Source organism: Alcanivorax sp. VBW004, assembly GCF_009718865.1.
GTDB lineage: Bacteria > Pseudomonadota > Gammaproteobacteria > Pseudomonadales > Alcanivoracaceae > Alcanivorax.
In genome coordinates, this window is record NZ_WNHC01000001.1 from 2,275,281 (window position 1) to 2,299,642 (window position 24,362).

17 protein-coding genes and 2 tRNA genes are annotated in these 24,362 nt (G+C 58.2%); 11 read left to right on the plus strand and 8 right to left on the minus strand.

What is annotated here, in order from left to right; genetic code table 11:
* Positions 1-105: 105 nt before the first annotated feature.
* Positions 106-1,263, minus strand: a complete 1,158-nt coding sequence (locus tag F1529_RS10405) for an acyl-CoA dehydrogenase family protein (protein WP_155134480.1) — start codon at positions 1,261-1,263, stop codon at positions 106-108.
* Positions 1,264-1,611: 348 nt separating this feature from the next.
* Between F1529_RS10405 and F1529_RS10410 the strand changes: the two genes are divergently transcribed.
* Entirely contained in the window at positions 1,612-2,814 is a 1,203-nt protein-coding gene (locus F1529_RS10410; protein ID WP_155134483.1) for a 3-oxoadipyl-CoA thiolase, read from the plus strand.
* Between the two features lie 78 nt (positions 2,815-2,892).
* Entirely contained in the window at positions 2,893-4,059 is a 1,167-nt protein-coding gene (locus tag F1529_RS10415; protein ID WP_039927037.1) for an acyl-CoA dehydrogenase, read from the plus strand.
* Positions 4,060-5,002: 943 nt separating this feature from the next.
* Here F1529_RS10415 and F1529_RS10420 read toward each other — a convergent pair.
* The 7 genes from F1529_RS10420 to F1529_RS10450 form a co-directional block, all read right to left on the minus strand.
* Complete coding sequence (locus tag F1529_RS10420) at positions 5,003-6,832, minus strand: long-chain-acyl-CoA synthetase (protein ID WP_007151559.1); 1,830 nt, start codon at positions 6,830-6,832, stop codon at positions 5,003-5,005.
* A gap of 212 nt (positions 6,833-7,044) precedes the next feature.
* Positions 7,045-9,015, minus strand: a complete 1,971-nt coding sequence (locus F1529_RS10425) for an acetyl/propionyl/methylcrotonyl-CoA carboxylase subunit alpha (protein ID WP_155134486.1) — start codon at positions 9,013-9,015, stop codon at positions 7,045-7,047.
* Positions 9,016-9,182: 167 nt separating this feature from the next.
* Positions 9,183-9,989 (minus strand): enoyl-CoA hydratase/isomerase family protein, encoded by an 807-nt coding sequence (locus tag F1529_RS10430; protein WP_155134489.1) that lies wholly within the window; start codon positions 9,987-9,989, stop codon positions 9,183-9,185.
* Positions 9,990-10,094: 105 nt separating this feature from the next.
* Positions 10,095-11,252, minus strand: coding sequence for an acyl-CoA dehydrogenase family protein (locus F1529_RS10435; protein ID WP_155134492.1), 1,158 nt, complete (start codon positions 11,250-11,252; stop codon positions 10,095-10,097).
* A 148-nt stretch (positions 11,253-11,400) separates the two neighbouring features.
* On the minus strand, positions 11,401-13,011 hold the full coding sequence (locus tag F1529_RS10440) for an acyl-CoA carboxylase subunit beta (RefSeq protein WP_007148433.1): 1,611 nt from the start codon (positions 13,009-13,011) through the stop codon (positions 11,401-11,403).
* The gene (locus F1529_RS10445; RefSeq protein ID WP_155134495.1) at positions 13,011-13,880 is read right to left on the minus strand and encodes an SDR family oxidoreductase; all 870 of its coding nucleotides are present in this window, start codon (positions 13,878-13,880) and stop codon (positions 13,011-13,013) included. Before F1529_RS10445 ends, F1529_RS10440 begins: the two co-directional genes overlap by 1 nt.
* A 68-nt stretch (positions 13,881-13,948) precedes the next feature.
* Positions 13,949-15,745 carry an acyclic terpene utilization AtuA family protein gene (locus F1529_RS10450; protein WP_155134498.1) on the minus strand — a complete coding sequence of 599 codons (1,797 nt, stop codon included), beginning with the start codon at positions 15,743-15,745 and terminating at the stop codon, positions 13,949-13,951.
* A gap of 272 nt (positions 15,746-16,017) precedes the next feature.
* On the opposite strand from F1529_RS10450, the gene F1529_RS10455 reads away from it, so the two are divergent.
* From F1529_RS10455 to F1529_RS10495, 9 genes are all read left to right on the plus strand, one after another.
* Entirely contained in the window at positions 16,018-16,614 is a 597-nt protein-coding gene (locus tag F1529_RS10455; protein WP_007148482.1) for a TetR/AcrR family transcriptional regulator, read from the plus strand.
* Positions 16,611-16,799 (plus strand): hypothetical protein, encoded by a 189-nt coding sequence (locus F1529_RS10460; RefSeq protein ID WP_155134501.1) that lies wholly within the window; start codon positions 16,611-16,613, stop codon positions 16,797-16,799. The genes F1529_RS10455 and F1529_RS10460 overlap by 4 nt, the downstream gene beginning before the upstream one ends.
* A gap of 173 nt (positions 16,800-16,972) precedes the next feature.
* Positions 16,973-17,048 (plus strand) — tRNA-Val (locus tag F1529_RS10465).
* Positions 17,049-17,084: 36 nt separating this feature from the next.
* Positions 17,085-17,161: transfer RNA gene (locus tag F1529_RS10470), tRNA-Asp, on the plus strand.
* A gap of 619 nt (positions 17,162-17,780) precedes the next feature.
* Positions 17,781-19,142 carry a hypothetical protein gene (locus F1529_RS10475; RefSeq protein ID WP_007150770.1) on the plus strand — a complete coding sequence of 454 codons (1,362 nt, stop codon included), beginning with the start codon at positions 17,781-17,783 and terminating at the stop codon, positions 19,140-19,142.
* A 133-nt stretch (positions 19,143-19,275) separates the two neighbouring features.
* On the plus strand, positions 19,276-20,349 hold the full coding sequence (locus tag F1529_RS10480; protein ID WP_007150435.1) for a cyclic nucleotide-binding domain-containing protein: 1,074 nt from the start codon (positions 19,276-19,278) through the stop codon (positions 20,347-20,349).
* Positions 20,350-20,427: 78 nt separating this feature from the next.
* Positions 20,428-21,318, plus strand: coding sequence for an NAD(+) kinase (locus F1529_RS10485; RefSeq protein ID WP_007148707.1), 891 nt, complete (start codon positions 20,428-20,430; stop codon positions 21,316-21,318).
* 114 nt (positions 21,319-21,432) lie between these two features.
* On the plus strand, positions 21,433-21,705 hold the full coding sequence (locus F1529_RS10490; protein WP_155134504.1) for a YeaC family protein: 273 nt from the start codon (positions 21,433-21,435) through the stop codon (positions 21,703-21,705).
* 280 nt (positions 21,706-21,985) lie between these two features.
* Complete coding sequence (locus F1529_RS10495; RefSeq protein ID WP_155134507.1) at positions 21,986-24,346, plus strand: hypothetical protein; 2,361 nt, start codon at positions 21,986-21,988, stop codon at positions 24,344-24,346.
* Positions 24,347-24,362 lie beyond the last annotated feature (16 nt).

Consider the following 24,362-nt stretch of genomic DNA (forward strand, 5'->3'; position numbering starts at 1 on the left):
GTTTTTGTGGGAAACTATGCTTGCATAGTGAATACAGCCTGTCGGCGCGGCTCCGACTTTGTTCGATTGGCAGCAACAGCGATTCGCTGTTTCAACTTTAAACTTTCAACTATTCCCCGCCTGCCGTGCCAGTTCCCGGGCGATGACGATCTGCTGGATCTGGGTGGTGCCTTCATAAATGCGGAACAGGCGCACATCGCGATAGAAACGTTCCACCGGGTAGTCGGCCATGTAGCCTGCACCGCCGTGAATCTGCACGGCACGATCGGCCACCCGCCCTACCATTTCCGAGCAGAACAGCTTGCAGCAGGAGGCGTCCAGGCTGACCCGTTCTCCCCGGTCCTTGCTGCGGGCGGCTTCCAGTACCATGGAGCGGCCGGCGAAGGCTTCTGCCCGGGAGTCAGCCAGCATGGCTTGAATCAGCTGGTGCTCGATGATGGGCTTGCCGAACTGTTTGCGCTCGGCAGAAAAATTCACCGCGTCCTCGATGAGCCGGTAGGCAACGCCCACGCAGATGGCGGAAATATGCAACCGGCCCCGGTCCAGCACTTTCATGGCGGTTTTGAACCCCTTGCCTTCCTGTCCGCCGATAATGTTCTCTGCGGGTACCCGGCAATTTTCAAAAATGATGTCGCAAGTGTGGGCGCCTTTCTGGCCCATTTTCACGTCCGCCTTGCCGCGGTGAATGCCGGGTGTGTCACCATCGACGATAAAGGCGGTAACGCCGCCACCGCCTGGGATATCCGGGTTGGTGCGCGCCATCACGGTAAAGAGGCCGGCGTGGGGGCCGTTGGTGATAAAGCGTTTGGTGCCGTTGAGGATATAGTGGTCGCCGTCTTTTTCGGCACGGGTTTTCACTGCGCCGGAGTCGGAACCCACGTCCGGTTCGGTCAGGCAGAAGGCGCCGATCACCTCTCCGGTAGCGAGCTGGGGAACGTATTTCTGTTTCTGTTCGTCGGTACCATCAATCAGGATGCCCTGGGCGCCGATACCATTGTTGGTGCCCATGAGGGAGCGAAACGCAGGCGAGGTGCGACCCAGTTCAAAGGCCACCATCACTTCCTCTTCCATGGTCAGCCCGAGTCCGCCAAGCTCTTCCGGAATCGACAGTCCGAACAGGCCCATGGCCTTCATGTCGGCGATAATGTCGTCGGGAATGGCGTCACTTTCGGCCACTTGCTGTTCGGCGGGAACGAGCCGTTCGCGTACAAAGCGGGCAATGGTGTCAGTCAACTGCGAGAGGATTTCGGCATCACGAATCATGGCTGGGTCCGGCGGCTATAATGTGGTTCGGGGCGGTAACGGCAGATTCTTGTTGGGTGGTTGCGGCCAGGGGAGGCATGTCCTGTGACTGCCCGGTTGCACCACTTGCATCGCACTCTGTCACGGCCTATTCTGCCCGTCAAGTTTCAAAACATCATTCCGCATAGCGGACGAACTGGCTGCAGCACGCTCCAGGCAGCACGCAACAACGCGGTGGAAGCCATTGGATTTGGTGACCTTTTTGCGCGCGCCCCACACTGACTCGTGGGCACGGCCGTGACGTCTGGCCGAGGGCGTTTACGCGTTGCTGCGTGTTGCATGGAGCATGCTGCGCATTCGGAGAATGTAATGCTTGATGCCTATATTTACGATGGTCTGCGCACCCCCTTTGGCCGCCACGGCGGCGCGTTGGCGCCGGTGCGGCCGGATGACTTGCTGGCCGGGGTGATCCGCGAGCTGGTACAGCGCAATCGTTTCGAGCCTGCGGGCTTTGAAGACGTGGTCATCGGCAACACCAATCAGGCCGGTGAGGATGCCCGTAACGTGGCTCGCCATGCGGGTTTGCTTGCCGGCCTGCCGGAATCGGTGGCGGGAATTACCGTGAACCGGCTTTGTGGCAGTGGCCTGGCTGCGACCCTGGATGCCGCCCGTATGGTCACTGTGGGGGAGGGGGAGCTGATCATTGCCGGTGGTACGGAATCCATGAGCCGGGCGCCGTTTGTCATGGCGAAGGCGGAAAAAGCGTTCAGCCGGGATATGACGATTTTCGACAGCACCATTGGTGCCCGTTTCCCCAACCCGACCATCCTCCAGCAGTTTGGTAGCGATACCATGCCGGAGACGGCACAGAATGTGGCTGAGGATCTGGGCATCAGTCGTGAATCCGCGGACGCCTTTGCCGCCCGATCCCAGCAGCGTTACCAAGACGCCCGTGAGCGGGGCTTCTTCCGTGAAGAAATAACACCGGTAACGGTGCCGCAGGGTCGCAAGAAAGCCCCGCTGACGGTGACTGACGACGAGCACCCGCGTCCGGGAACCGGCGTGGACAAGCTGGCCAAACTGCCGGCGATTGTGGACGGTGGCATTATTACTGCCGGCAATGCGTCGGGGGTGAATGATGGGGCGGCGGCGCTGATCGTGGGCTCCCGAGCGGCGGGAGAAGCGGCTGGCATTGCCCCCCGTGCCCGTATTCTGGCGGGGGCCGTTGCTGGTGTGGCGCCTCGGGTCATGGGGCTGGGGCCGGTTGAGGCCTGTAACAAGGCATTGGCCCGGGCCGGCCTGACGCTGGAGCAGATGGATGTCATCGAAATCAATGAGGCATTCGCCGCCCAGGTGTTGGGCTGCTGTAAGCAGCTGGGGCTGGCTGGCGATGATGAACGTCTGAACCCGAATGGCGGCGCTATAGCCGTGGGCCATCCGCTGGGTGCCTCCGGCACCCGCCTGGTCCTCACCGCCACGCGGCAGCTGGAAGCCACCGGCGGTCGCTATGCACTGGTGAGCCTGTGTATCGGGGTGGGCCAGGGTGTGGCCATGGTGATTGAAAGACAGTGAACAATTAACGATTCCGCAGCGCGGACATTGACTGATGAACATGTCCGCTTTACGGGAATGAACCGAACAGGATTGAAGATGCAGAGATTTGATTGGAAAGATCCCTTGTTGCTGGAAACCCAGCTCACCGAAGACGAGCGAATGATCCGTGATGCGGCGCAGGACTACTGCCAGAGCAAGTTGATGACGCGTGTGCTTGAGGCGAATCGTCACGAGATTTTCCACCGGGAAATCATGACGGAAATGGGGGCACTGGGCTTTCTCGGCCCCACCATTCCTGAGCAATATGGTGGCGCCGGCGTGAACCATGTCAGCTATGGCTTGGTTGCCCGTGAAGTGGAGCGGGTGGATTCCGGTTACCGTTCAGCCATGAGCGTGCAGTCGTCCCTGGTGATGTTCCCTATCTACACCTTTGGCAGTGAAGCGGTGCGCGAGAAATACCTGCCGAAGCTTGCCACCGGTGAATGGGTGGGCTGCTTTGGGCTGACCGAGCCGGACCATGGTTCTGATCCGGGCTCCATGAGCACCCGTGCCAAAAAGGTGGATGGCGGTTACCTGCTGAATGGGGCCAAGACCTGGATTACCAATTCGCCGATCGCGGATGTGGCGGTGGTGTGGGCCAACCTGGACGGCAAGATCAACGGCTTTGTGGTGGAGCGGGGCTTTGACGGCTTCAGCACCCCGAAGATCGAAGGCAAGTTCTCTCTGCGTGCATCTATCACCGGGCAGATCTCGCTGGACGATTGCTTCGTGCCGGAAGAAAACCGGTTAGACGTGGAAGGCCTGAAGGGGCCGTTCAGCTGCCTGAACAAGGCGCGCTACGGGATCAGCTGGGGCGCCATGGGAGCGGCGGAATTCTGTTGGCATGCGGCTCGCCAGTACACCCTGGACCGCAAACAGTTTGGCCGCCCCCTGGCGGCGACCCAGCTGATTCAGAAAAAGCTGGCTGACATGCAGACCGAGATCACCCTGGGCTTACAGGGCGCCTTGCAGCTGGGCCGGTTGATGGATGCGGGAGACTGGTCACCGGAAATGGTCTCGCTGATGAAGCGCAATAATTGTGGCAAGGCCATTGATATCGCCCGTCAGGCCCGTGACATGCATGGCGGCAACGGGATCAGCGATGAATACCATGTGATTCGTCATGTGATGAACCTGGAAGCGGTGAATACCTACGAAGGTACGCACGATGTTCACGCCTTGATCCTGGGCCGGGCACAGACCGGCTTGCAGGCCTTCGGCTAACAGGCGAACCCTGCCACTCTTGCCCTGAAGGTGTGTGCTTGAGGGGCAGGGTGGCAATGGCGAACGGGATAGGGGAAAGGAAAGTGGCCTGTTATATGCACGGCTGTACCAGGGTGTCACCCTTGGTAACGTGTGGCTGCCCCAATTTTGTACACAGTTTTTTGTCAATGCTCTTTTTCTGCAGAAAAAAATGACAACTACGTTAAATACCCATAAAAAATAGCGTAACTTGCTGATATTAAAATGAAAAAATGATTGGTCAAAAAGTGATCATGTCGTCCTGAGGCGTGATTTTTGGGTGATGTTGCAATGTTTTCTACCGTCTATTCACAGGGTTATCCACAGGATCTGTGGAAAAAGTCTGGCAGTCAGGGAGACACTGATCTGCCATAGACCGAAAACACAGGTTCGTTATGACAGATATATGATTTGTCTGGCGCTTTTGCACAAGCTGATCGCTCCCGCCATTTTGCCAACCGGGTCAACCTCTTTCTGTGAATAGCGTAAAAAAACACCAATAAGTCACTGAATAATCAATGATTTCTGATTCGCGTAAAAATAAACCAGTTTGCGGGAAGCGGCGTATGCCGGGCGCTTCGGGGGCTTTTAGTCAGGTTGTTCACAAAGTTATGCACAGCTTTTGTGGAATAATCCCCAGCACAGAAAAAATCATGATGGGCTTGACCTTTCGCTGTTTGTCCGAGCCTGTGTTCGCCTGGTGAAAAACCACGCAAGTCGCTGGAAGGCCCGCCACCACTGGCTTTGGCCGCGTTATCCGACACTCGCTAACAGTGTTATCCACAGATGCCGTGGATAGAAAACCGGGTGTGAGTAATTGTGCTGGTGTTAACAGGCTGATGCCCGCGATGTGTTTATCTGTGGACTGCAGAACCAAAAAAGGCGCCGTGAGGCGCCTTTTTTGTGCTTCTTTGCAACGAGTGCGCTAGAAGCGGTACTCACCACCGTCGATGCCGTTTTGCGTGGCTTCGTCCAGTTTCTGGTAGCAGCTTTCACCAGGCAGCAGCGCGTACACCGCGTTGCTTTGTTGGCTCAGGTCATACTTCTGTTCCTTGAGCTTGTTTTTCTGGTGCTTGAAGGTGCCCGTGGTTTCCATGGCTTCTTCGTTGATACGCAGGAAAACCGGAATGGCGTAAGGCGGCAATTCCCGCTTCAGGTACTCACACAGGCCCTGGAAGTCAAAGTCGCTGTGGTTACCGGTCAGGCGGATCTGGCCCATGCCGGCACGGCCGTTGGTGTTGGGAATCTCCACACCGTAGACCACGGATTCCTGGATGCCGTCGTAGCCATCGAGAATCTGTTCCACTTCGGTGGTGGAGACGTTTTCACCTTTCCAGCGGAAGGTATCCCCGAGGCGGTCCACGAACTGGGCGTGGCGGAAACCGATATCGCGCATCATGTCGCCGGTGTTGAACCAGGCATCACCTTTGGCGAACACATCACGGTAGATGGATTTCTCGGTTTTTTCCGGATCGGTGTAGCCGTCGAAAGGGGTCTTCTCGGTGATCTCGCCCAGCATCAGCCCGGATTCACCCTTGCCGACCTTGATCATATGGCCCTTGCTGTCACGCACCGGCTCGTCACGCTCTTTGTCGTATTTGACGATGGCGTAGCTGACCGGAGAGAACCCTACGGTGTTGTCGAAGTTGAATACGTTGGTGAAAGCCACGTTGCCTTCCGAGGAGGCATACAGCTCGACCACACGATCAATGCCGAAGCGGTTCTTGAAGTCTTTCCAGATGCTCGGGCGCAGGCCGTTACCGACGATGGTGTGGATCTTGTTGTCCTGGTCGTTCGGCTTTTCCGGTTGCTCGTGCAGGTAACGGCACAGCTCGCCCACATAGCCGAAGGCGGTACAGTTATGGCGGCGGATGTCGTCCCAGAAGCCACTGGCGGAGAATTTGCGCGCAATGACAATGGCGCCGGCACTGGCGATCACGGACGCCCAGCAGATCACCATGCCGGTGGCGTGGTAGAACGGCAGGGTGGTGTAAATGCGGTCATCCTTGGTCAGGCGTACGGCGGAGAAGCCGAAGCCACCATAGGCTTTTTCCCAGCGGCCGTGGTTGAAGACCACCGCTTTGGGCAGACCAGTGGTCCCGGAGGTGTAAATGTAGAACAGCGGGTCGCGCAGGAAAGTCTGCTTGCTGGACGCCGGGTTCTCACTGGAGCAATCACGGCTTTCGCTGGCCAGGTTCTTGTAACCCGCGGGGGCTTCACCGGGGTTCTCCAGGGTATTCTGATCCGCAAAGAAGAAGAAATTGTCTTTCAGATCCAGATCACCGCGGACTTCTTCCACGGCATCAATCAGTTCTTCGCCAACGATGGCGGCTTTGGGTTTCACCAGATTGAAACTATGGATCAGTACCTTGCCGCGCTGGGAGGTATTGATCAGGGCCGCGCAGACGCCCAGCTTGGCGCAGGCAAGAACAGTGGCCAGCAGCTCGGGGCGGTTTTCCACGTTGACGGCAACGGTATCGCCTTTTTTCAGGCCGATAGAGGCCAGGTAGTCTGCCAGGCGGTTGGCCCAGGCGTTGAACTGCTTGTAGGTAAGTTCTGTGTCCTGGTAGATCACGGCAGCGCCATTCGGGTTCATGCTGGTGGCGCGCTCGATAGCAACGCCCAGCCCCAATGGCTTGCTGGTGTCAGTGATTTTCGCCATCTTCGAGCCCTTGATCAGGCCGGGAAGATTGGTGATTACCTCTGGAACCTTGGACAGAAGCTTGGGCAACGTGATGATGTCGGCGTTGCTCATAGGATCTCCATTGTCTGTGTTCTTGGAAGGCCCGGAAAAGCCGGGAGCCCAGTGTTGGCAAGCGGGCGCTTACCTTAACCGTAGCACCAGGGCAGGGCAAGCGCCCTGCCCGGTGGCAGTGCCCGGGGAAATTGTTGGGCCCCGTTTTGGCCCAATTTGCCCGGTGCAAATTATTGGAGCACAGCGGAGCATCCCTCTCCGTGGCTAAATTGTCACTGACCGGATGTGACAGCTGCATCCGGGGTGACGGTAACCAGCAATTGCTGGCGTTTTACCTGGCTGCCGGGGCTCAGATCAAGCGCCTCTACCTTGCCGTCGCAGTCTGCCTTCAGGCTGTGTTCCATTTTCATGGCCTCCATGACCACCAGAACCTGCCCCTTGCTGACGGTATCGCCGGCTTTCACGTTCACGTCGATAATGGCGCCGTCCATGGGGGCACGGATCAGGCCGGAACCGGCTTGGTCGCTGCTGCCGGCAGCGGTGTGGGTATCATCGGTGAAGCAGGCGGTGCGGCCCTGACATTGCAGCCAGTATTGCTTGCCATCCTGTAACACTTTGACGTCCACAGCGACGCCGTTGACGGCCACGCGGTTGTCGCTGAGCGGCGCCAGGGTGATGGCTTGTGCCGGGTCGCCGACGCTGATCTGTGCCGCGTCATCCTGATAGCGGATGTAGAGCGTCTGGGTGTGCTCGCCGCAGCGCAGGGTGACCGGCTGTGCGCCCAGGGTGCTGGAGTGCCAGCCGCGGAGGGCATCAGAGGGGGTTTCGCTGCGACAGTGATACAAGGCCGCCAGTGCCCATAGCAGGGCGTCCGGGGCATCGCCGGCCAGGCTGCTGTCGTCGGCAAAGTCATCACCAATAAAGGCGGTAGTCGCCTCACCACGGGCAAAGACCGGATTGGCGAGGATTGCCGCCAGGAACTGACGGTTGTCGTTGACGCCCATCAGGGTGGTGTCTTGCACGGCACGAATCAGGCGGCGACGGGCGTCTTCACGGCTATCACCCACGGCAATGATCTTGGCCAGCATGGGGTCGTAATGGCTGCCGATTTCGGCACCTTCCACGAGACCGTGGTCGATGCGAATACCGTCACCACTGGCCGGTTGCCAGCGCAACACCGGGCCGGTTTGCGGCATGTAGTTCTGCGCGGGGTCTTCCGCGTAGAGGCGAACCTCCATGGCGTGGCCGGTGAGCTGTACCTGATCCTGGGTTAAAGGCAGGGGCTCGCCGCGCGCCACCTTGATTTGCCAGGCGACCAGATCCAGGCCGGTGACCAGCTCGGTGACCGGATGCTCTACCTGCAGGCGGGTGTTCATTTCCAGGAAGAAAAAGTCTCCCTCCGGAGCAAGCAGGAATTCCACCGTGCCGGCGCCCACATACTGGCAGGCCCTGGCCGCCTGCACGGCGGCCTCGCCCATGCGTTGGCGCAAGGGTTCGTCCACGGCCGGGGAGGGCGCTTCTTCCACCACTTTCTGGTGACGCCGTTGCACGGAGCAGTCGCGCTCGCCCAGATGGATGACGTTACCGTGGCGATCACCGAATACCTGGATTTCCACATGCCGGGGCTGCAGGACAGCGCGTTCCAGGATCAGCTCGTCACTGCCGAACGCGTTTTTGGCTTCCTGACGGGCGCTTTTCAGCTGAGCGCTGATATCACTGGCGTCGGTAACCACGCGCATGCCCCGGCCACCGCCACCGGCACTGGCCTTGATCATCAGCGGCAGGCCGATACGTTCGGCTTCCTGCTGTAGGCGTTCGTCGCTTTGCTCTTCACCCTGATAACCGGGGATACACGGCACACCGGCATCCTGCATGGCAATCTTGGAAAGCCGCTTGGAGCCCATCAGTTGAATGGCGTCTTCATCGGGGCCGATAAAGGTAATGCCTGCCTCTTTGCATGCCTTGGAAAAGGCGGCATTTTCGGAGAGAAAGCCGTAACCGGGATGCACCGCATCGGCACCGGTTTGCTGGCAGGCGGCGAGCAGGGCGTCCATGTTCAGGTAGGAGGCGCTGGCCAGGGCCGGGCCGATGCAGACGGCTTCGTCAGCCAGTTGCACATGACGGGCACCGGCATCCGGCTCGGAATAGACCGCCACGGTCCGGTAGCCCAGGGATTGGGCGGTGGCGATGACCCGGCAGGCAATCTCGCCACGGTTGGCAATCAGGATTTTTTCAAAGCTCATTGTGATTCCTTACCGGTGTTCCGGTTGAAAATGCTTTCCCGCACAGAGCGGCGCTTTAGGCGCGAACAGCTCAGTAGCGTGGGACCAGTGACGAGTAGCGAAATGCAAAAAGAAGCCATGGTTCCAGGTTTTCGCGACTCGTTACTCGTTGCTCGCAACGTTTGGTCTTATTGATTCCAGGACGCCGGGCGTTTTTGCACGAACGCCATGGTGCCTTCCTGGCCTTCTTCGCTGTTAACCGCCGCGGCAAAGTCGGTGGCGGCCTGGTCCAACAAGGTATTCATGGGAATGTGGTCCACGTTCAGCACCAGCTCCTTGGTAACCCGGTTAGCATGGGGCGCGCAGCGACGCACCGCCTTCAGGGTGTTTTCCAGGGCGGTATCCAGGGCGTCGCTGTTGTCAGCAACCTCATGCACGATACCCAGCCGCAAGGCTTCGTTCCCTTTGAAGCGTATGCCGGTCAGCGCCAGGCGGCGGGCCTGGGTCAGGCCGATGCGTTCCACCACAAAGGGGGCAATTTGTGCGGGGATTACGCCCAGCCCGGTTTCCGGCAGGCCGAAAGTGGCGTCTTCGCTGGCGATGGCCACGTCTGAAATACACGCCAGGCCAAAGCCGCCGCCAAGGACAGCCCCTTCCAGCACGGTGATTACTACCTGTGGCTGACGGTTGGCTGCGGTAATCATTTCCCCGAAGCGACGGTTCAGTGCCTGGAAGGCATTATCGTCGCCGCCGGCGGCCTGCTGGCGCGCCCCGGCCATGTCCTTGATGTCGCCGCCGGCACAGAAGTGCCCGCCAGTACCGCGCAGAACGATGGCGCGAATGTCGGTATCGCCGGCCACGCTTTCAAACACCGCCATCAATTCGTTCACCATGGTCAGGCTCATGGCATTGCGGCTTTCGGGCCGGTTCAGCGTGATATGCAGGACGGGGCCGTCAAGGTTGATTAGCAAGGTTTCGGTGCTGGGTAAGCTCATGCTTCACCTCGTTGTTTTCTGTAGGAGCGTCGCTGGCGGCGCGATTCTCCGACCGTTTTTGATCGCGCCGCCAGCGACGCTCCTACGGATGGGTTTTGCCTGCTGTTATTTTTTCTTGCCCGGCAGAATGTCCATGGTCTTGCAGATAATGCCCAGCATGACTTCGTCGGCGCCGCCGCCGATGGAGCCCAGGCGACCATCACGGTAGAGCTGGCCGGCGGGGTTTTCCCACATGAAGCCATTGCCGCCCCAGTACTGAAGGCAGCTGTCGGCCACTTCGCGGCTCAGGCGGCCCACTTTCAGTTTGGCCATGGAGGCCAGCTGCAGGACGTCCTTGCCGTTCACATACATTTCGCAGGCCTGGTAGGTGAGGGCGCGCAGTGCTTCCACTTCGGTCTGCAATTCGGCCAGGCGGAAATGCACACTCTGGTTATCGATCAGCGACATGCCGAAGACTTTGCGGTCCTTGGCGTAGGCGATGGTTTCATCGATCACATGTTCCATGCCCTTGAGGCTGTTGGCGGCGGCAAACAAACGCTCTTCCTGGAACTGCATCATCTGCATCATGAAGCCCATGCCTTCCTGACCGATCAGGTTGCGCTGGGGCACGCGCACGTTATCGAAGAACACCTGGGCGGTTTCCGAAGAACGCATGCCTAGCTTGTTCAGAGGCTTGTCCACGGTGATGCCGGCGGCATCCTTGGGCACCACAATCAGGGATTTGTTGACGTGGGGCTTGGCGTCGGAGGTGTTGGCCAGCAGGCAGAAAAAATCGGCACTGGGCGAATTGGTGATCCACATTTTGGTGCCGTTGATCACGTAGTCATCGCCGTCTTTGACCGCGGTGGTTTTCACGGCTGCCACATCGGAACCTGCATGGGGTTCGGAAACCGCGATGGAGGCCACCATGTCGCCGGCGATGGCGGGGGCCAGGTAGTCACGACGCAGTTCATCGGAGCCGAAGCGGGCGATGGCTGGAGTGGCCATGTCGGTCTGTACACCCACGGCCAGCGGTACGCCGCCACAATGGACGCGGCCCATTTCTTCGCTCATAACCATGCCGTAGGAGTAGTCCAGCCCCATGCCGCCAAACTCTTCCGGCTTGGTTACACCGAGCAGACCCAGATCGCCCATTTTCTTGAACACTTCATGAATGGGGAAACGCCCGGCGTCTTCCCATTCACGCACATGGGGGTTCAGTTCCTTGTCGACAAAATTACGGACTGTACGGCGAAGTTCTTCGTGTTCCTGAGTGAATTGCATGGGAGGCTCCCTGTTGTGTTCGTTGTGTTCGGTTATGTCGGCCATTCTTGGCTGTGTGGGTTGCCAAAGCGGCTAGCCACGAGCTTCTAGCTGCCAGTAAAAACAAGCCCGCGTTTTATGGTTGCTCGTAGCTAGAAGCTCGTAGCTTTTATAGTCTCGCCACCCCGAATGAATTCGGGTGTAGCTGGCGTTGTTCTGCGTCATCGCAAATATCCAGGGCGTAGGCCACCACTCGGCGAGTGTCGCGCGGGTCGATAATGCCGTCGTCCCACAAACGGGCCGTGCCGTAGAGTGCCGTGGACTGGCTGTCGAGTTTCTGGGCGGTGGTCTGCTGTAGCATGTCGAGGACTTTCGGGTCCGGTTCGATACCGTTGGCCCGCTGTTTTCCCTCGGCCACAATGCGCAACACCATGCCGGCCTGCTGGCCACCCATGACCGCGACTTTGGAATTGGGCCAGGCAAAGATGAAGCGTGGATCCAGTCCCCGGCCGCACATGGCATAGTTGCCGGCGCCGTAGGAGCCGCCCACCAGCACGGAAATTTTCGGCACCCGTGCGTTGGCCACAGCCTGCAGCATTTTCGAGCCGTTCTTGATGACCCCGTTCTGTTCTGCGTCGGTACCGACCATGAAACCGGTGGTGTTGTGAAGGAACAGTAAGGGGCGACGGGTCTGGTCACAGAGCTGGATAAACTGGGCGGCCTTGGCTGCACCGCGAGGCGTAATCGGGCCGTTGTTGCCGATGATGCCCACGGGGTTGCCTTCGATCGTGCTCCAGCCGCAGACGGTGGCGCTGTCCCATTCGTTCTTGAAGTCCAGGAAATCAGAACCATCAACGACGCGGGCGATGATTTCGCGTACATCGTAGGGTTTCTTGGCATCGGCGGGGACCACGCCGAGCAGTTCTTCCGGCGGGAATTTGGGTTCTTCATGCTCGGGAGCGGTTGCTGCCGCCCGGCGCCAGCCCAGTAGTTTCACCAGATCCCGAGCCTGGCTGATGCCGTCTGCATCGGATTGCGCCAGGTACTCGGCTGTGCCGGCCGTACCCGCATGCATCTCTGCGCCACCCAGTTCTTCGTCGGTGGCAATTTCCCCAGTGGCTGCCTTCAGCAGGGGCGGGCCGGCCAGGAACATCTTGGCCCGTTCGCGAACCACTACCACGTAATCAGACAGGCCCGGTTGATAGGCGCCGCCGGCGGTGGCGTTACCGTGCACCACGGTAATTTGAGGGATGCCTGCGGCGGACAGGCGTGCCTGGTTGGCAAAGGTGCGGGCGCCATCCACGAAGACTTCTGCGGCGTAGTTCAGGTTGGCACCGCCGGATTCCACCAGGCTGACCACCGGCAGTTTGTTCTCCAGCGCAATGCGCTGCAGGCGCAGGGTTTTGTGCAGGCCGGAGGGGGAAATGGTGCCGCCCTTGATGGCCGAGTTGGAGGCGGTGACCAGGCAACGGACACCGGACACATAGCCAATGCCGGCAATGGTACTGCCTCCGGCTTCGGTGCCGTCCTTGTCGTCGTGCATCTTGTAGCCGGCCAGATTCATCAGGCTTAAAAACGGGGAGCCTGCATCCAGCAGCCGGGAGATGCGTTCGTGGGGAAGCAGCTGGCCACGTTTTTCAAACTTGGCGCGTTTGCTTTCCGCGGTATCCACCACGGCCTGTTCGATGGCACGGAATTCCTCCACGGCCGCGAGTAAGGCGTCGCGGTTCTGGCGGTATTCTTCGCTGTTGGGGTCAAGTGCGCTGTCGAGAGTCGCCATTAGAGGTCCTTGAACACGTCCGGGGTGGTGGCACGGTGGAAGCCATCGAACGGCTTGCTCTTGTCGTGGGCGGGCAGCGGGAAGATCGCCACATTGCCCTGGCTGGCGGCGCCGTCGATGCGCAGGGTGTCGCCGCTGATAAAGGCGGAAGCATCGCTGAGCAGGAAGCAGATCGCGCCGGAGACTTCCGATTCATTGCCCATGCGTTGCAGGGGCACAGCGGCGCGCAAGGTTTTAAGCGTCTCTTTAAAACCATCAGGGTAGGTGTCCATGCCGCTGGACATGATCCAGCCCGGTGCGACGGCGTTGACGCGCACACCGCAGCTGCCCCATTCGTAGGCAGAGGTCTGGGTGAAGTTGACCATGCCCGCGCGAGCGGCGCCGGAGTGGCCCATGCCCGGCATGCCGCCCCACATGTCGGCGACAATGTTGACGATGGCGCCGCCGTTTTTGTTCATGCCCTGCAGAAACACTTCCCGGGCCATCAGAAAGCCGCCGGTCAGGTTGGTGCGCACCACGGTTTCCCAGCCTTTCTGACTGATCAAGGCCAGCGGAGAAGGGAATTGGCCACCGGCGTTGTTGACCAGACCGTGGACCACGTCTACAGCCTTGTAGACGTCGCCGACGGTGGCTTTTACCGCTTCTTCATCACGGATATCACAAGAAAAGCCCAGCGCCTGTCCGCCGTCTTCGGCAATTTCGGCGGCCACGGCATCCAGCTTTTCCTGTTTGCGGCCGATGAGTACGACACGGGCGCCCAGGGCCGCCAGTTCGTGGGCGGTGCAACGGCCAATGCCGGAGCCGCCGCCGGTGACAATGATGTTCTGGCCGGCAAACAGGTTTTCTTTAAAGACGGAACGGTATGACATGTTTTAGTCCTTGAAGTCCTAAAGGTGCCTGCATGCGTCACGCTGCATGCAGCACGCTAAAATCAACGTTATTTGCCTACTTCGTCAGCGATGGTCTGGCTGACGGAGATAGGCATATCCAGTAACTGCTGGGCAAAGGCCTTGCCTTGCGGGTCAATGCGCAGCGAGGCGATGCCGCCGCCGCCCAGGGCATTTTTCAGCAGAAAGTTGAAGGCATTCATGCCCGGCATGGACCAGCGGTGAACGCTGCCTGCGTCCGGATCCAGCACGTGCTGCATGTAAGTGGCCACGGCCTGTTCGGTCAACGCCGCATTCAGGTAAGGCAAATATTTTGCCTTGCGGGCGATGACGCCGATGTTGGCATGGTTGCCCTTGTCGCCACTGCGAGCCCAGGCCAGCTTGACCAGTGGCACCGTGGTGTCGGTGTCAGTATCGCCGTTGGCGGTGCCGTAATCCGTGTCCTGGGGCAGGGCGCTGGCATCAAAGACCTGACCGGTGGGCATGTCGACGGAGTGCGTGTTGCCGTCCAGATCCACGGTGGCGGTGACCGCGCTTTTGTCTACCAGGGTAGAAAACAGGCGGATGCGCGGGATGGGTTTGGGGCGCCCGCCCACCAGGCCGGAAAGGCCCGGTGCCATGCCGGTGGCGGCCTGGGCGATTTCCCGGGCAAACAGGCCCAGGGCTTTCTTGTCATCGTGCAGGGCGGCGATTTTGACCACCACTTCACGGGTGTCCGCGCGGCGGGCATTGGCGCCATAGGTGCTTTCGCTGCCGAGCACTTCCACACTGGTGTCGCGGAACGGGGCCATACCAAGCTGCTGAAAGAGGCCGGCCACTTTTTTGAGTATGGCGTCGGCAACCACCTGGCCTTTGGCGGGTGCATCGATGCCCCCCATCAAAAAGGAGGCGGTAATCCGGTTGCCGTCCGGGTAGGTGGCGGAGACTTTATAGCTGTCCGTGGGGGGCAGGCCCCGGGCGCCGGAGACACTGACCCGATGCTCGCCGACCTGCTCCAGTGTCACCTGGGTAAAATCGCACACCACGTCCGGCAGTAAATAGGCCCGGGGGTCGCCAATTTCGTACACGATCTGCTCGCCCACGGTGGCGCAGGTGACCAAACCACCGGTGTTGTCAGGCTTGGTGATCACAAAGTGGCCATCCGCATGGCATTCGGCTACCGGGAAGCCCATGTTGTGGAAGTCCGGTACGTCGCGCCAGTCGGTGAAGTTGCCGCCGGTGCATTGGGCGCCGCATTCGATCACGTGCCCGGCCAGTGACCCCTGGGCCAGCTTGTCGTAATCCTCGGCGGACCAGTCGAACTCGTGCATCAGCGGGCCCAGCACCACGGCGGAGTCGGCAATGCGGCCGGTGAGCACGATGTCAGCGCCGGCATCCAGCGCCGCCTTGATGGGCAGGGCGCCCAGGTAGGCGTTCATGGTGACCGTCATGGGGGGCAGGGGAGCGCCACTGTCCAGTTCGGTTACGTTGGCAAAATCGTCGCGGCGTGTATTCAGGTCGTCCCCTTCTACCAGTGCGATTTTCATTTCCACACCGGCGGCCGCAAACGCTTTGTGCAGGGCATCGCGGCAAGCACGGGGATTTACGCCGCCGGCGTTGCTGATCACCTTGATGTTTTTCGCCTTGATGTCCTTGGCCAGCGGGGCCATCACATTGGTGACAAAATCGTGGGCATAGCCTGCGTTGGGGTCTTTCATCCGTGCCCCGGCCATGATCGACAGGGTGACCTCGGCCAGGTAGTCGAACACCAGGTAATCCAGCTCGGTCTGATGAACCAGCTGGAAGGCAGCGCTGTTGGTATCGCCCCAGAATCCGGCGGCACAACCGATGCGAACAGGCTTTGACATGGTGGCTCCATTTGCGTGTAAGTTCATGGTCTCGTAAGCTACCAAGCAAGCGCTTGGTTTGTAAAGGGCCGCGTGCACGCAGCATGCATCACGCAGCAACACGAATCGCGAGTGTTGCTGATTGGCAAAGCATCAGCCGCGTCCATGGCTCATAAGGGCGCGGTATCGGAAAAATACCGGATTGCGTTGTTCCGTGATGCATATTGCCCGATGCTTCTTTAACATCTGCTCGCGTTGTTGCGTGTTGCATGCAACGTGAAAGCGAGGATTGAATGGCTGAGTCACTGGCAATTAATGGAATCGATGATTCTCCCCGCGGGCGTCTGCTCAGTGCGGCAGCTCACCTGTTTCGGGACAAGGGGTTCGACCGCACCACGGTCCGTGATATTGCGGCGTCGGTGGGGATTCAAAGCGGTTCCATCTTTCATCACTTCAAGACCAAGGAGGATATCCTCTATGCGGTGATGGAGGAGGTGATTCACTTCAATACCGAGCGGCTGCGCCAGGCGGTGGCGTCCCATGCGACCGGCAAGGAGCAATTGCGGGCGCTGATTCGGGCGGAGCTGCAGTCCATTGTGGGTGATACGGCCGAAGCGATGACCGTGATGGTCACCGAATGGCGTTGCCTGAGTGCAGACAAGCAGGCCCGAGCACTCAAATTGCGCGGTATTTATGAGCAGCTGTGGCTGGATGTATTGTCGGAATTGCACGATCAGGGCGCATTCACCACGGACCCCTTCATTATTCGTCGTCTGCTGACGGGGATGACCGGCTGGGCGCCGAACTGGTTTGATCGCGAAGGCCCGCTGAGCCTGGATGACCTGGCCGATATCATGCTGGCCCGGGTCATTGGTGAGTCCGCACCATGATTGGTAATGCCATAGCCTGGGGGAAAACCGGTTACTCCATCATCGAGGAGGGCGAGCTGAACCGGCAGACCTGGGCGCTGGATGTGCATCATTACCTGATTGCCAAACCCAATGGGCAGTCTTTGCCGGGAAAATTCACTCTGGAAGAGGCAAAAGCGAGAATCGAGGCGCTGGAGGCAGAGTAGATCGTCCGCGGTGCTTTTCATGGATCGGTGCCATTTCGCCGCTTTTGTGTCCGTTTTGTCCAAGTTTTAGGCGTATCGCCCATTTTCTAGGCAAACGAACGGCTTTCTGAAAAAAAGCCGTTGACACCCCCGGCCCAATCCCTAAAATGGCGCCCACTTCGCAGCGCGAACAAGGGTGATTAGCTCAGCTGGGAGAGCATCTGCCTTACAAGCAGAGGGTCGGCGGTTCGATCCCGTCATCACCCACCATATTTAGCAAGTGAAAGAATTCCGTAAGGGATAAGTGGAGCGGTAGTTCAGTTGGTTAGAATACCGGCCTGTCACGCCGGGGGTCGCGGGTTCGAGTCCCGTCCGCTCCGCCACTATTCAGCAAGAAAGGCTCTCCTTCGGGAGGGCCTTTTTTGTATGTGAAAAACGCTGCAAGCTCCTCGCAACACGCTGCATGCCAGTAACTTGCCTGTTTTTCTTCTTTGCTTTTCCGTGTTGCCTGCCGCGTGAAGCGTGCAGCGTCTATTTCATGAACTTGTCACCTTCTTTCTGTCTAATTTCATGGACGACATGTGAAACGATAGAAGGAGAAAGACAATGGATGATTATCTGGAAGAGCGTCTGGAAGAAAAACTGCTGATGGAAAGCCTGGAAGAGTGGCTGGAAGATGATGATTGGGCAGATGACGGCGAGGAGTTGTAATCCTTCGCTGTTCTCTGCCCCTCTTTGGTTGCCCCTCCGTTCATCCCGCCTCATTTCTGCCTGCCTTTTCTGCCGCAACGTGACTTCGGTACTGTTCTGATGGCGTCGTCTGACGCAAGCTATTGGCGTGACTTTTGTTTAACTGCCTTTCAGGTCACACTCTTTCCATAAGGCCTGACTATAATTGGCAGCGCCGCGACTGTGGGTGTCACTTTTGGGAGTGACTCGATGTGCGACGCATCTGCCTGCGGCGGCCACCTATAAAATAATTTCAAGGGAAGGACCGGCACCATGGCTGCATCCTCTGTTACCTCGGAAGCGATTCTGTTTTTTGATCATCGGGGTATTTCCAAAAGCATGCTCTACGCAGATTTCGAAGCCATTCTTGACGGGATGGTCGGGGTGCCTGAGTTTGCAGACAAAGAGGTGCGGGGCGCCTATTGCCTGGTTAACGGCCAGTTGCGGGTGCGCTCCCTGGTGTTGTTTACCATCGATTTTGATGAAGACGGAATGGCCGATACCACCTGGAATGTGCCATTGCGCCACCTTGCGGAACACGCAGGCCAGGGGCCAGATATGGGAGCGGGGCCGGTTCGTCTTGCGTGTCGCAGCCAGTGCCCGGTGGCCTGGCATCAGGACCAGATGTGGGATCCGGGAATGAAGCCCGGTGCCAACGACTTTATTGCCATCCGTGATTCCATTCGTGAGCGAGGCCCGAAAATGGGGCTGGAAATGGATGACGAGATGGATGTCGCGCCTCCGCCCGTGGTGGGCACATCCGCGCCAACGATCGCGCCGGAAACGGATGAGTCGCAAAAGAAAGCAGACCAGGAGCGTGTCCGCTTGGCGCGCATTATCAAGGAGCTGCGCCTGCGGGTGCAGACCCTTGAGAATACCCAGTCTGAAGACGCCGCCAAGGTGCGGTACGCGGCCCAGCAGAAAGAAGAAATCCTCAATGCCCAGCTGGAAAAAGTGATGGGGCAGTTCAAGGCGATCAAATCCCAGAATGGCGCCTTGCGGGAGCAGAATGAATCCCTGAAAGGGCAGCTGCTGTCCCTGAATCAGAGCCTGGAAGAGCAGAGCCGCCGCAGTGAGCACCAGGGAAGTGAGATGGAGGTGCTGACGGAGCAATACAAACTGGCGCTGGAGCAGCGGTTGGAGGAAGAGCGGGCGAAGATGTCGGAGCAGTTACATGCGCTGGAAATGGATGTGCTGACCCGGGATGACCTGATTGGCCAGCTCCGTGGGGAAATCGCCGAACAGAAACGCAATAAGGCAAAAGACGCCAATAGCGGGGCGCAGAAGACCCTGGAGAAGCTGGAAGAGCTGGGGCTGAGCTTTATCGCCTTTCACCCCGGCGCGGGGCATATCTCCATCGCGGCGGACCAGGTGGCCAGCTACATGGAAAACCCCATTGCCTTTGCCGCCCGTAAATGCCTGGTCACCGAAGACCATTACCGGGCCTGGTTGGCGCACTATGAAAGCCCCACCTGCCAGGTTCCCGTGGGGGCCGATGAGACGCCTTGTGGCAAGCGGGTGATCCGTGTGGAAGTGCCCAACCAGTTCAAGCCCGGGGTGTCCGATTGCAACGCCAACCGCTGCCCGAACTGCCGCAATGATTCCGCCATCGACAATGTGCTGCGTTTCCGTTGAGCGAATAACTGTGAACTGGTTCCGCTAGGTGCTTGATTGGTAAGATTTTTGCAGTACTTTTTTCTGATCAGGGCTTTGGCCCGGCAGCATTGCAACAACCATTGCAACAACAAGAACATCGGGAGTCGCTGTTATGGCGCAGGAATCCATCGATAAAAGCCTGTTACAGACGTTTGTGCCGGTTAATGCCCTGTCCGGCGATCAGCTGGACTGGTTGCTCGACCAGCAGGAAGTGTGCCGCTATGCGTCAGATGATGTCCTTTTTTCGCTGGGTGACCAGGATAACACCACGATTTATCTGCTCAGTGGCCGGGTAGAGCTCACGGATGAAGAGGGTAAAAGCCATACGGTAAGTGCCGGTGATACCGCGTCCTGGCATCCGCTGGAGCATGCTCAGCCCCGCCGTAGTACCGCGAAAGCCGTGGGTGAGGTGAGCGTGGTGCGTTTTGACAGCTTCCGGCTGGATACCATTTTGTCCTGGGATCAGTCGGCGGGTTACGTCATTCTTGATATTAATGCCAACTCCGCCTACCAGAACGACCGGGAATGGATGATCCGGTTGCTCAAGTCCAAGCTTTTCCACCGGGTGCCGCCGACCAATATTCTGGAAATTTTCCGTCGCCTCAAAGCCACCCGTCACAAAGAAGGCGAGGTGATTATTCGTCAGGGAGAGGCGGCTGATTGCTGCTATATCCTGAAAGAAGGGGTGTGTGAGGTGTCAATCGGTCTGGGCGAGGGCGAACCGACTCCGGTAGCCATGCTGGAAGAGGGGCAGTGGTTTGGCGAAGAAGCGTTGTTATCGGGCAAGCCACGTAATGCCACGGTGACCATGGCCACAGACGGGGTGCTGATGAAGCTGGACCGGCAGGACTTTGATGCTCTGCTGCGTGAGCCCATCATCAACACCATGCCGGGGGATCAGGTACTGTCTTCTGCCGAGAAGGGCGCCTGGTGGCTGGATGTGCGCACCAGTGATGAATTTGATCAGGAGCATCTGGTGGGGGCCACCAACATGCCCCTGAATGTGTTGCGCCTGAAATCCCGCCTGTTGGACCCGGGCAAGACCTATATCGCCTACTGCGATACCGGGCGACGTAGCGCCACCGCCGCTTTTCTGTTAAAAAACGCCGGCCTGGATGTGATCGTGCTGGATGGCGGCCTGAATGCCAATGCTGGTACCCTGCACGAGTACCTGACTCAGGGGTAGCGCTTGCCGGATGGTGAGGTTGCCCGATTTTCGGGTTTCGCATCACCCAACGCAGCTTTACCTGAATGAGATCCCCCTGTGGCGCAAGAGAAATTTCGCAATATCGGATTAATTGCTCGGTCGGAAAGTGAGCAGGCGCTCTATTCATTGCGTCAGCTGATCCACTTTCTGCATGGCCGCGATTGCACCGTCATCCTCGATAAACACATTATCGGCAATCTGCCGGAGATGGGTTTGCAGGCCGCCAGTGCGTCGCAAATGGGCGAGTCCTGCGATCTGGTGATTGTGGTCGGGGGCGATGGCAGTTTGCTGGGCGCTGCGCGCATTTTGTCCCGCTATAACGTGCCGGTACTGGGCGTGAACCGCGGCCACCTGGGTTTCCTTACCGATATTCTTCCTTCCGAAATCGAATCCCGGGTTGGTCAGGTGCTGGATGGTGAATACAGCACGGAAAAGCGCTTCCTGCTGGATCTGGAAGTGCGCCGGGGCAAAACCGTGGTGGGTGAGGGCAGTGCCCTGAACGATATCGTGTTGCTGTCGGGTGACAGTGTGCACATGATCGATTTTGAATTGATGATCGACGGGCACTTTGTTTATGGACAGCGCTCCGACGGCCTGATCATCTCTACACCTACCGGCTCTACCGCCTACGCCCTGTCCGGCGGCGGGCCCATCATGCATCCCAAGCTGGATGCCATGGTGCTGGTTCCCCTGAACCCCCATACCCTGACCAGCCGCCCGCTGGTCGTGGCCGGTGACAGTGAAATTAAAATCCACATCACCACGGAAAAAGTACGGCCCCTGGTCAGCTGCGATGGCACAGAAGGGATTCGTCTGCAGGTGGATGATGTGATTGCGATCCGTAAAAAACCGCATCGTCTACACCTGATTCATCCTCCGGGGCACGATTTTTATCAGGCATGTCGGTCCAAGCTGGGCTGGAGCTCCCGGCCCGGTGACAATAGCTAATAGTGAAAAGCCGAGCCGTGCTGTTATTCCGTTGTTTAGTCATCTTCGCATGGTGAATCTGTTCGGGGTAAATAAAGCGGGTCGCAGGCTGCAGATTTTTGAAGAGTGAAACCAATGAGCTACCAAAGTTTTGAAGACCTGATTGCTTCCATGTCTCCGGAGGCCTGCGACAACATGCGCCGTGCGGTGGAAACCGGGAAGTGGGCGGATGGCCGCGTTTTAAGCCGTGAACAAAAGGAGCTTTGCCTGCAGGCGGTGATTGCCTGGGAACAGCAGAACCTGCCGGAAGAGCAACGCACCGGATATATGGAACAGGCTTGCAAGAGCGGTGAGGAAAAACCGGAAGAGCAGCCGGTAACCTTGCGTGGCCCGGATACGCTGCAGTAAACATATTTTAATTATTTGAATACTTTTCGTCGGTGACCGACGAGTCGTCCCTGAAAAAACGCCTGCCGGCGTTTCCCTCCATTATTTTTCTGTTCCGCGCGTTTGTGGAAAAACGGAATTAATGTATTCTTCCTAGAAACCCCGCTTCGGTAGTGGGGTTAGCGTAGGCACAAATAATTCGTTTGGCTAAAGAGCCTTCTGCTGCTTGTATCAAGCCCCCCTGAGTGTAAGTGCAGGCAACGGCAGGAATTAGATAATAAAAAGTGGTTTGGGAGAGATCATGAATACTTATAAAAAGGTACTGCCTCTGGCAGTGGCTATGGCGCTGGCTGCCTGTGGCGGCGGGAGCGACACGGTACCGGACCAGAGCGAAGGAGCCACCTTCCACGGTACATACCCGAAATTTAACCCCGTTACATCGGATCTGCCTCTCAATACTGATCTGATTTTTGCCGATGCGCCTACCAGTGATGGCACTGCGAATGTGGGTGTCGCCACGAACCCAGTGGAGGCGGCAGTTAATGGTCTGGACGGTTTCTCTACCAATGCCTATTTCGATATTGCCTTTGAGGGCAGTATTGATTCTGCCAGTGTCTGTACGCTGACAGACGCTACCGTCAAGATGGCGTGTGCTCTGCCAAACGTCTTCCTGTTGCCCCTGAATACCGGTGCAGGTGACGCATTGGATCCGTCCAACATTGATCCCATGTCGCCGGTTCTTTCTGCAGCGATTACACCGGTTACCGCATCCGTTGTGTCCCTGGATGGCGGCACCAACAATGTGCTGAGGGTTATCCCTGAGCAGCCGCTTCAGGCAAAAACCAAGTATCTGGTGTTCGTTACTAACACAGTTATGGATGCCAATGGTGATCCGATCAAGGCATCAACAGCCTATGATTTGCTGGGTGAAAACGAGCCTGCAGTGTCGGGCTCACTGGCGGCGGTCCGTGGTGCAATTCAGGGCTGGGAAGCCATTGCTGGTGGTGTTCTTGCAGTTAATGGCCTTGCTGCAGACCCTGTGTCTGGTAAAGACCAGGTGGCTATCTCCTACACCTTTACAACCACTGATCCAATCGCGCCTTTGGTCGGCATGGCTGCACCAAGAGCAGCTTTGGCTGGGTTAGGTGTGCCATCCGCGAGTATCAATGGGCTGCAGGCAGGCGGGTTCTTGCCCACGCCGGTAGAGTCTGAGCTTGTAGGTGTGCCTGCAGCGACAGAAACAGACATCGCTGGTTTGACAGGGCTTCCAGCTAATATCGCCAATCTGTACACCGGTTATATTCAGCTTCCCTATTATCTGACCACCCCGGAAACTACCGCCAGCGCCAGCTATACTCAGGATAGCTGGGTGCCGGATGCCACGTTGGCGGGCGCATTGGGTATGAGTGTGCCACAGGATGTGGATGGTTCTACCAATGTCACTTACCGCTATCCGTTTGCCACTGAGCAAAGCCTGGAGACCGTGCCGCTTCAGGTTACGTTGCCGGGCTCTGCAGCGGGTGGGGGCGCTTGTGCGGCTCCGTATCCTGTTGTGATCTATATTCACGGGATTACCAGTGATCGTAGCTCTGTGGTTGCGCTTGCCCATAGTCTTGGCAATGCCTGCGTGGCGACGGTAGCGGTTGATTTGCCCTTGCATGGCGTAACCAACAACACCGGTTCACCACTCTATGGTCTGAATGTAGAAAATCCTGCCGGACTGGGTGCGGCGTTTGCCGGGTTGGGTGAAAATGCGCCCCGTGAGCGTCACTTCAATGATGCGGCTGGTTCTGGTGGTCAGTTCATTAATTTGGCTGTACTTCAGAATACTCGCGATAACCTGCGTCAGTCGGTCATGGATATGCTCAACCTCAATGCCAGCTTGACAGTGATCAGCGATAATCTTGAGGCTCAGACGCTGGGCAGCCTGGATACTTCTGACGTGAAAGTGGTTGGTGTGTCTCTTGGTGGCATCGTCGGTTCCGTTTATGCAACCGTAAATCAGATGTCGATTGGCGCTGATGGCATGGCAGGTTTTACCAGCAACCTCAAGCCGCTTAGCGGTGTCGTATCGTCTGCTTCTGGTGGTCAATTGACCCAAATTCTCGCCAATTCCCTGGCGCTTGGTCCTACCGTAAATGCGGGTCTGGCGGAGGCAGGAGTGAATCAGGGCACGTCAGATTATGAGAAGTTTCTGTACGCAGCACAAAGCACTGTTGATTCCGGTGACCCGGTGAACTTCGCTTCCACGTTGAGCGGCATCGGTGTACCGGTACTGATTCAGCAGATCAAGGGTGGTGGAGATGCCAGTGGCCTTGGTGATACCAAGGTCTACACTGCGGACAAGGTTATCCCTAATAGTGTTGACGGTGCGCCGCTGGCCGGCACCAGCCCACTGGCGACTCTCGCTGGTGCGTCATTGCCAAGTGCGGCACCGGGTGCGTCTTCAGCAAATCTGTTGACCAGTCTGACTATTGGTCATCACGCCTCTCTGTTGCGACCGAGTGAAGATGGTGTGACGCCGGCTACCACAGGTGAGACGCTAGCCACAGGAGAGCTGCAGACTGAAGTGGTCTCTTTTGTGCTGGATCCGACCAACATTGCGGTTGGAACTGCGGGAAGCAATGCTGCGTCTGCATTCGTTGAGGTCGACGCTCCGTAGCTCCTTTTATCCTTCC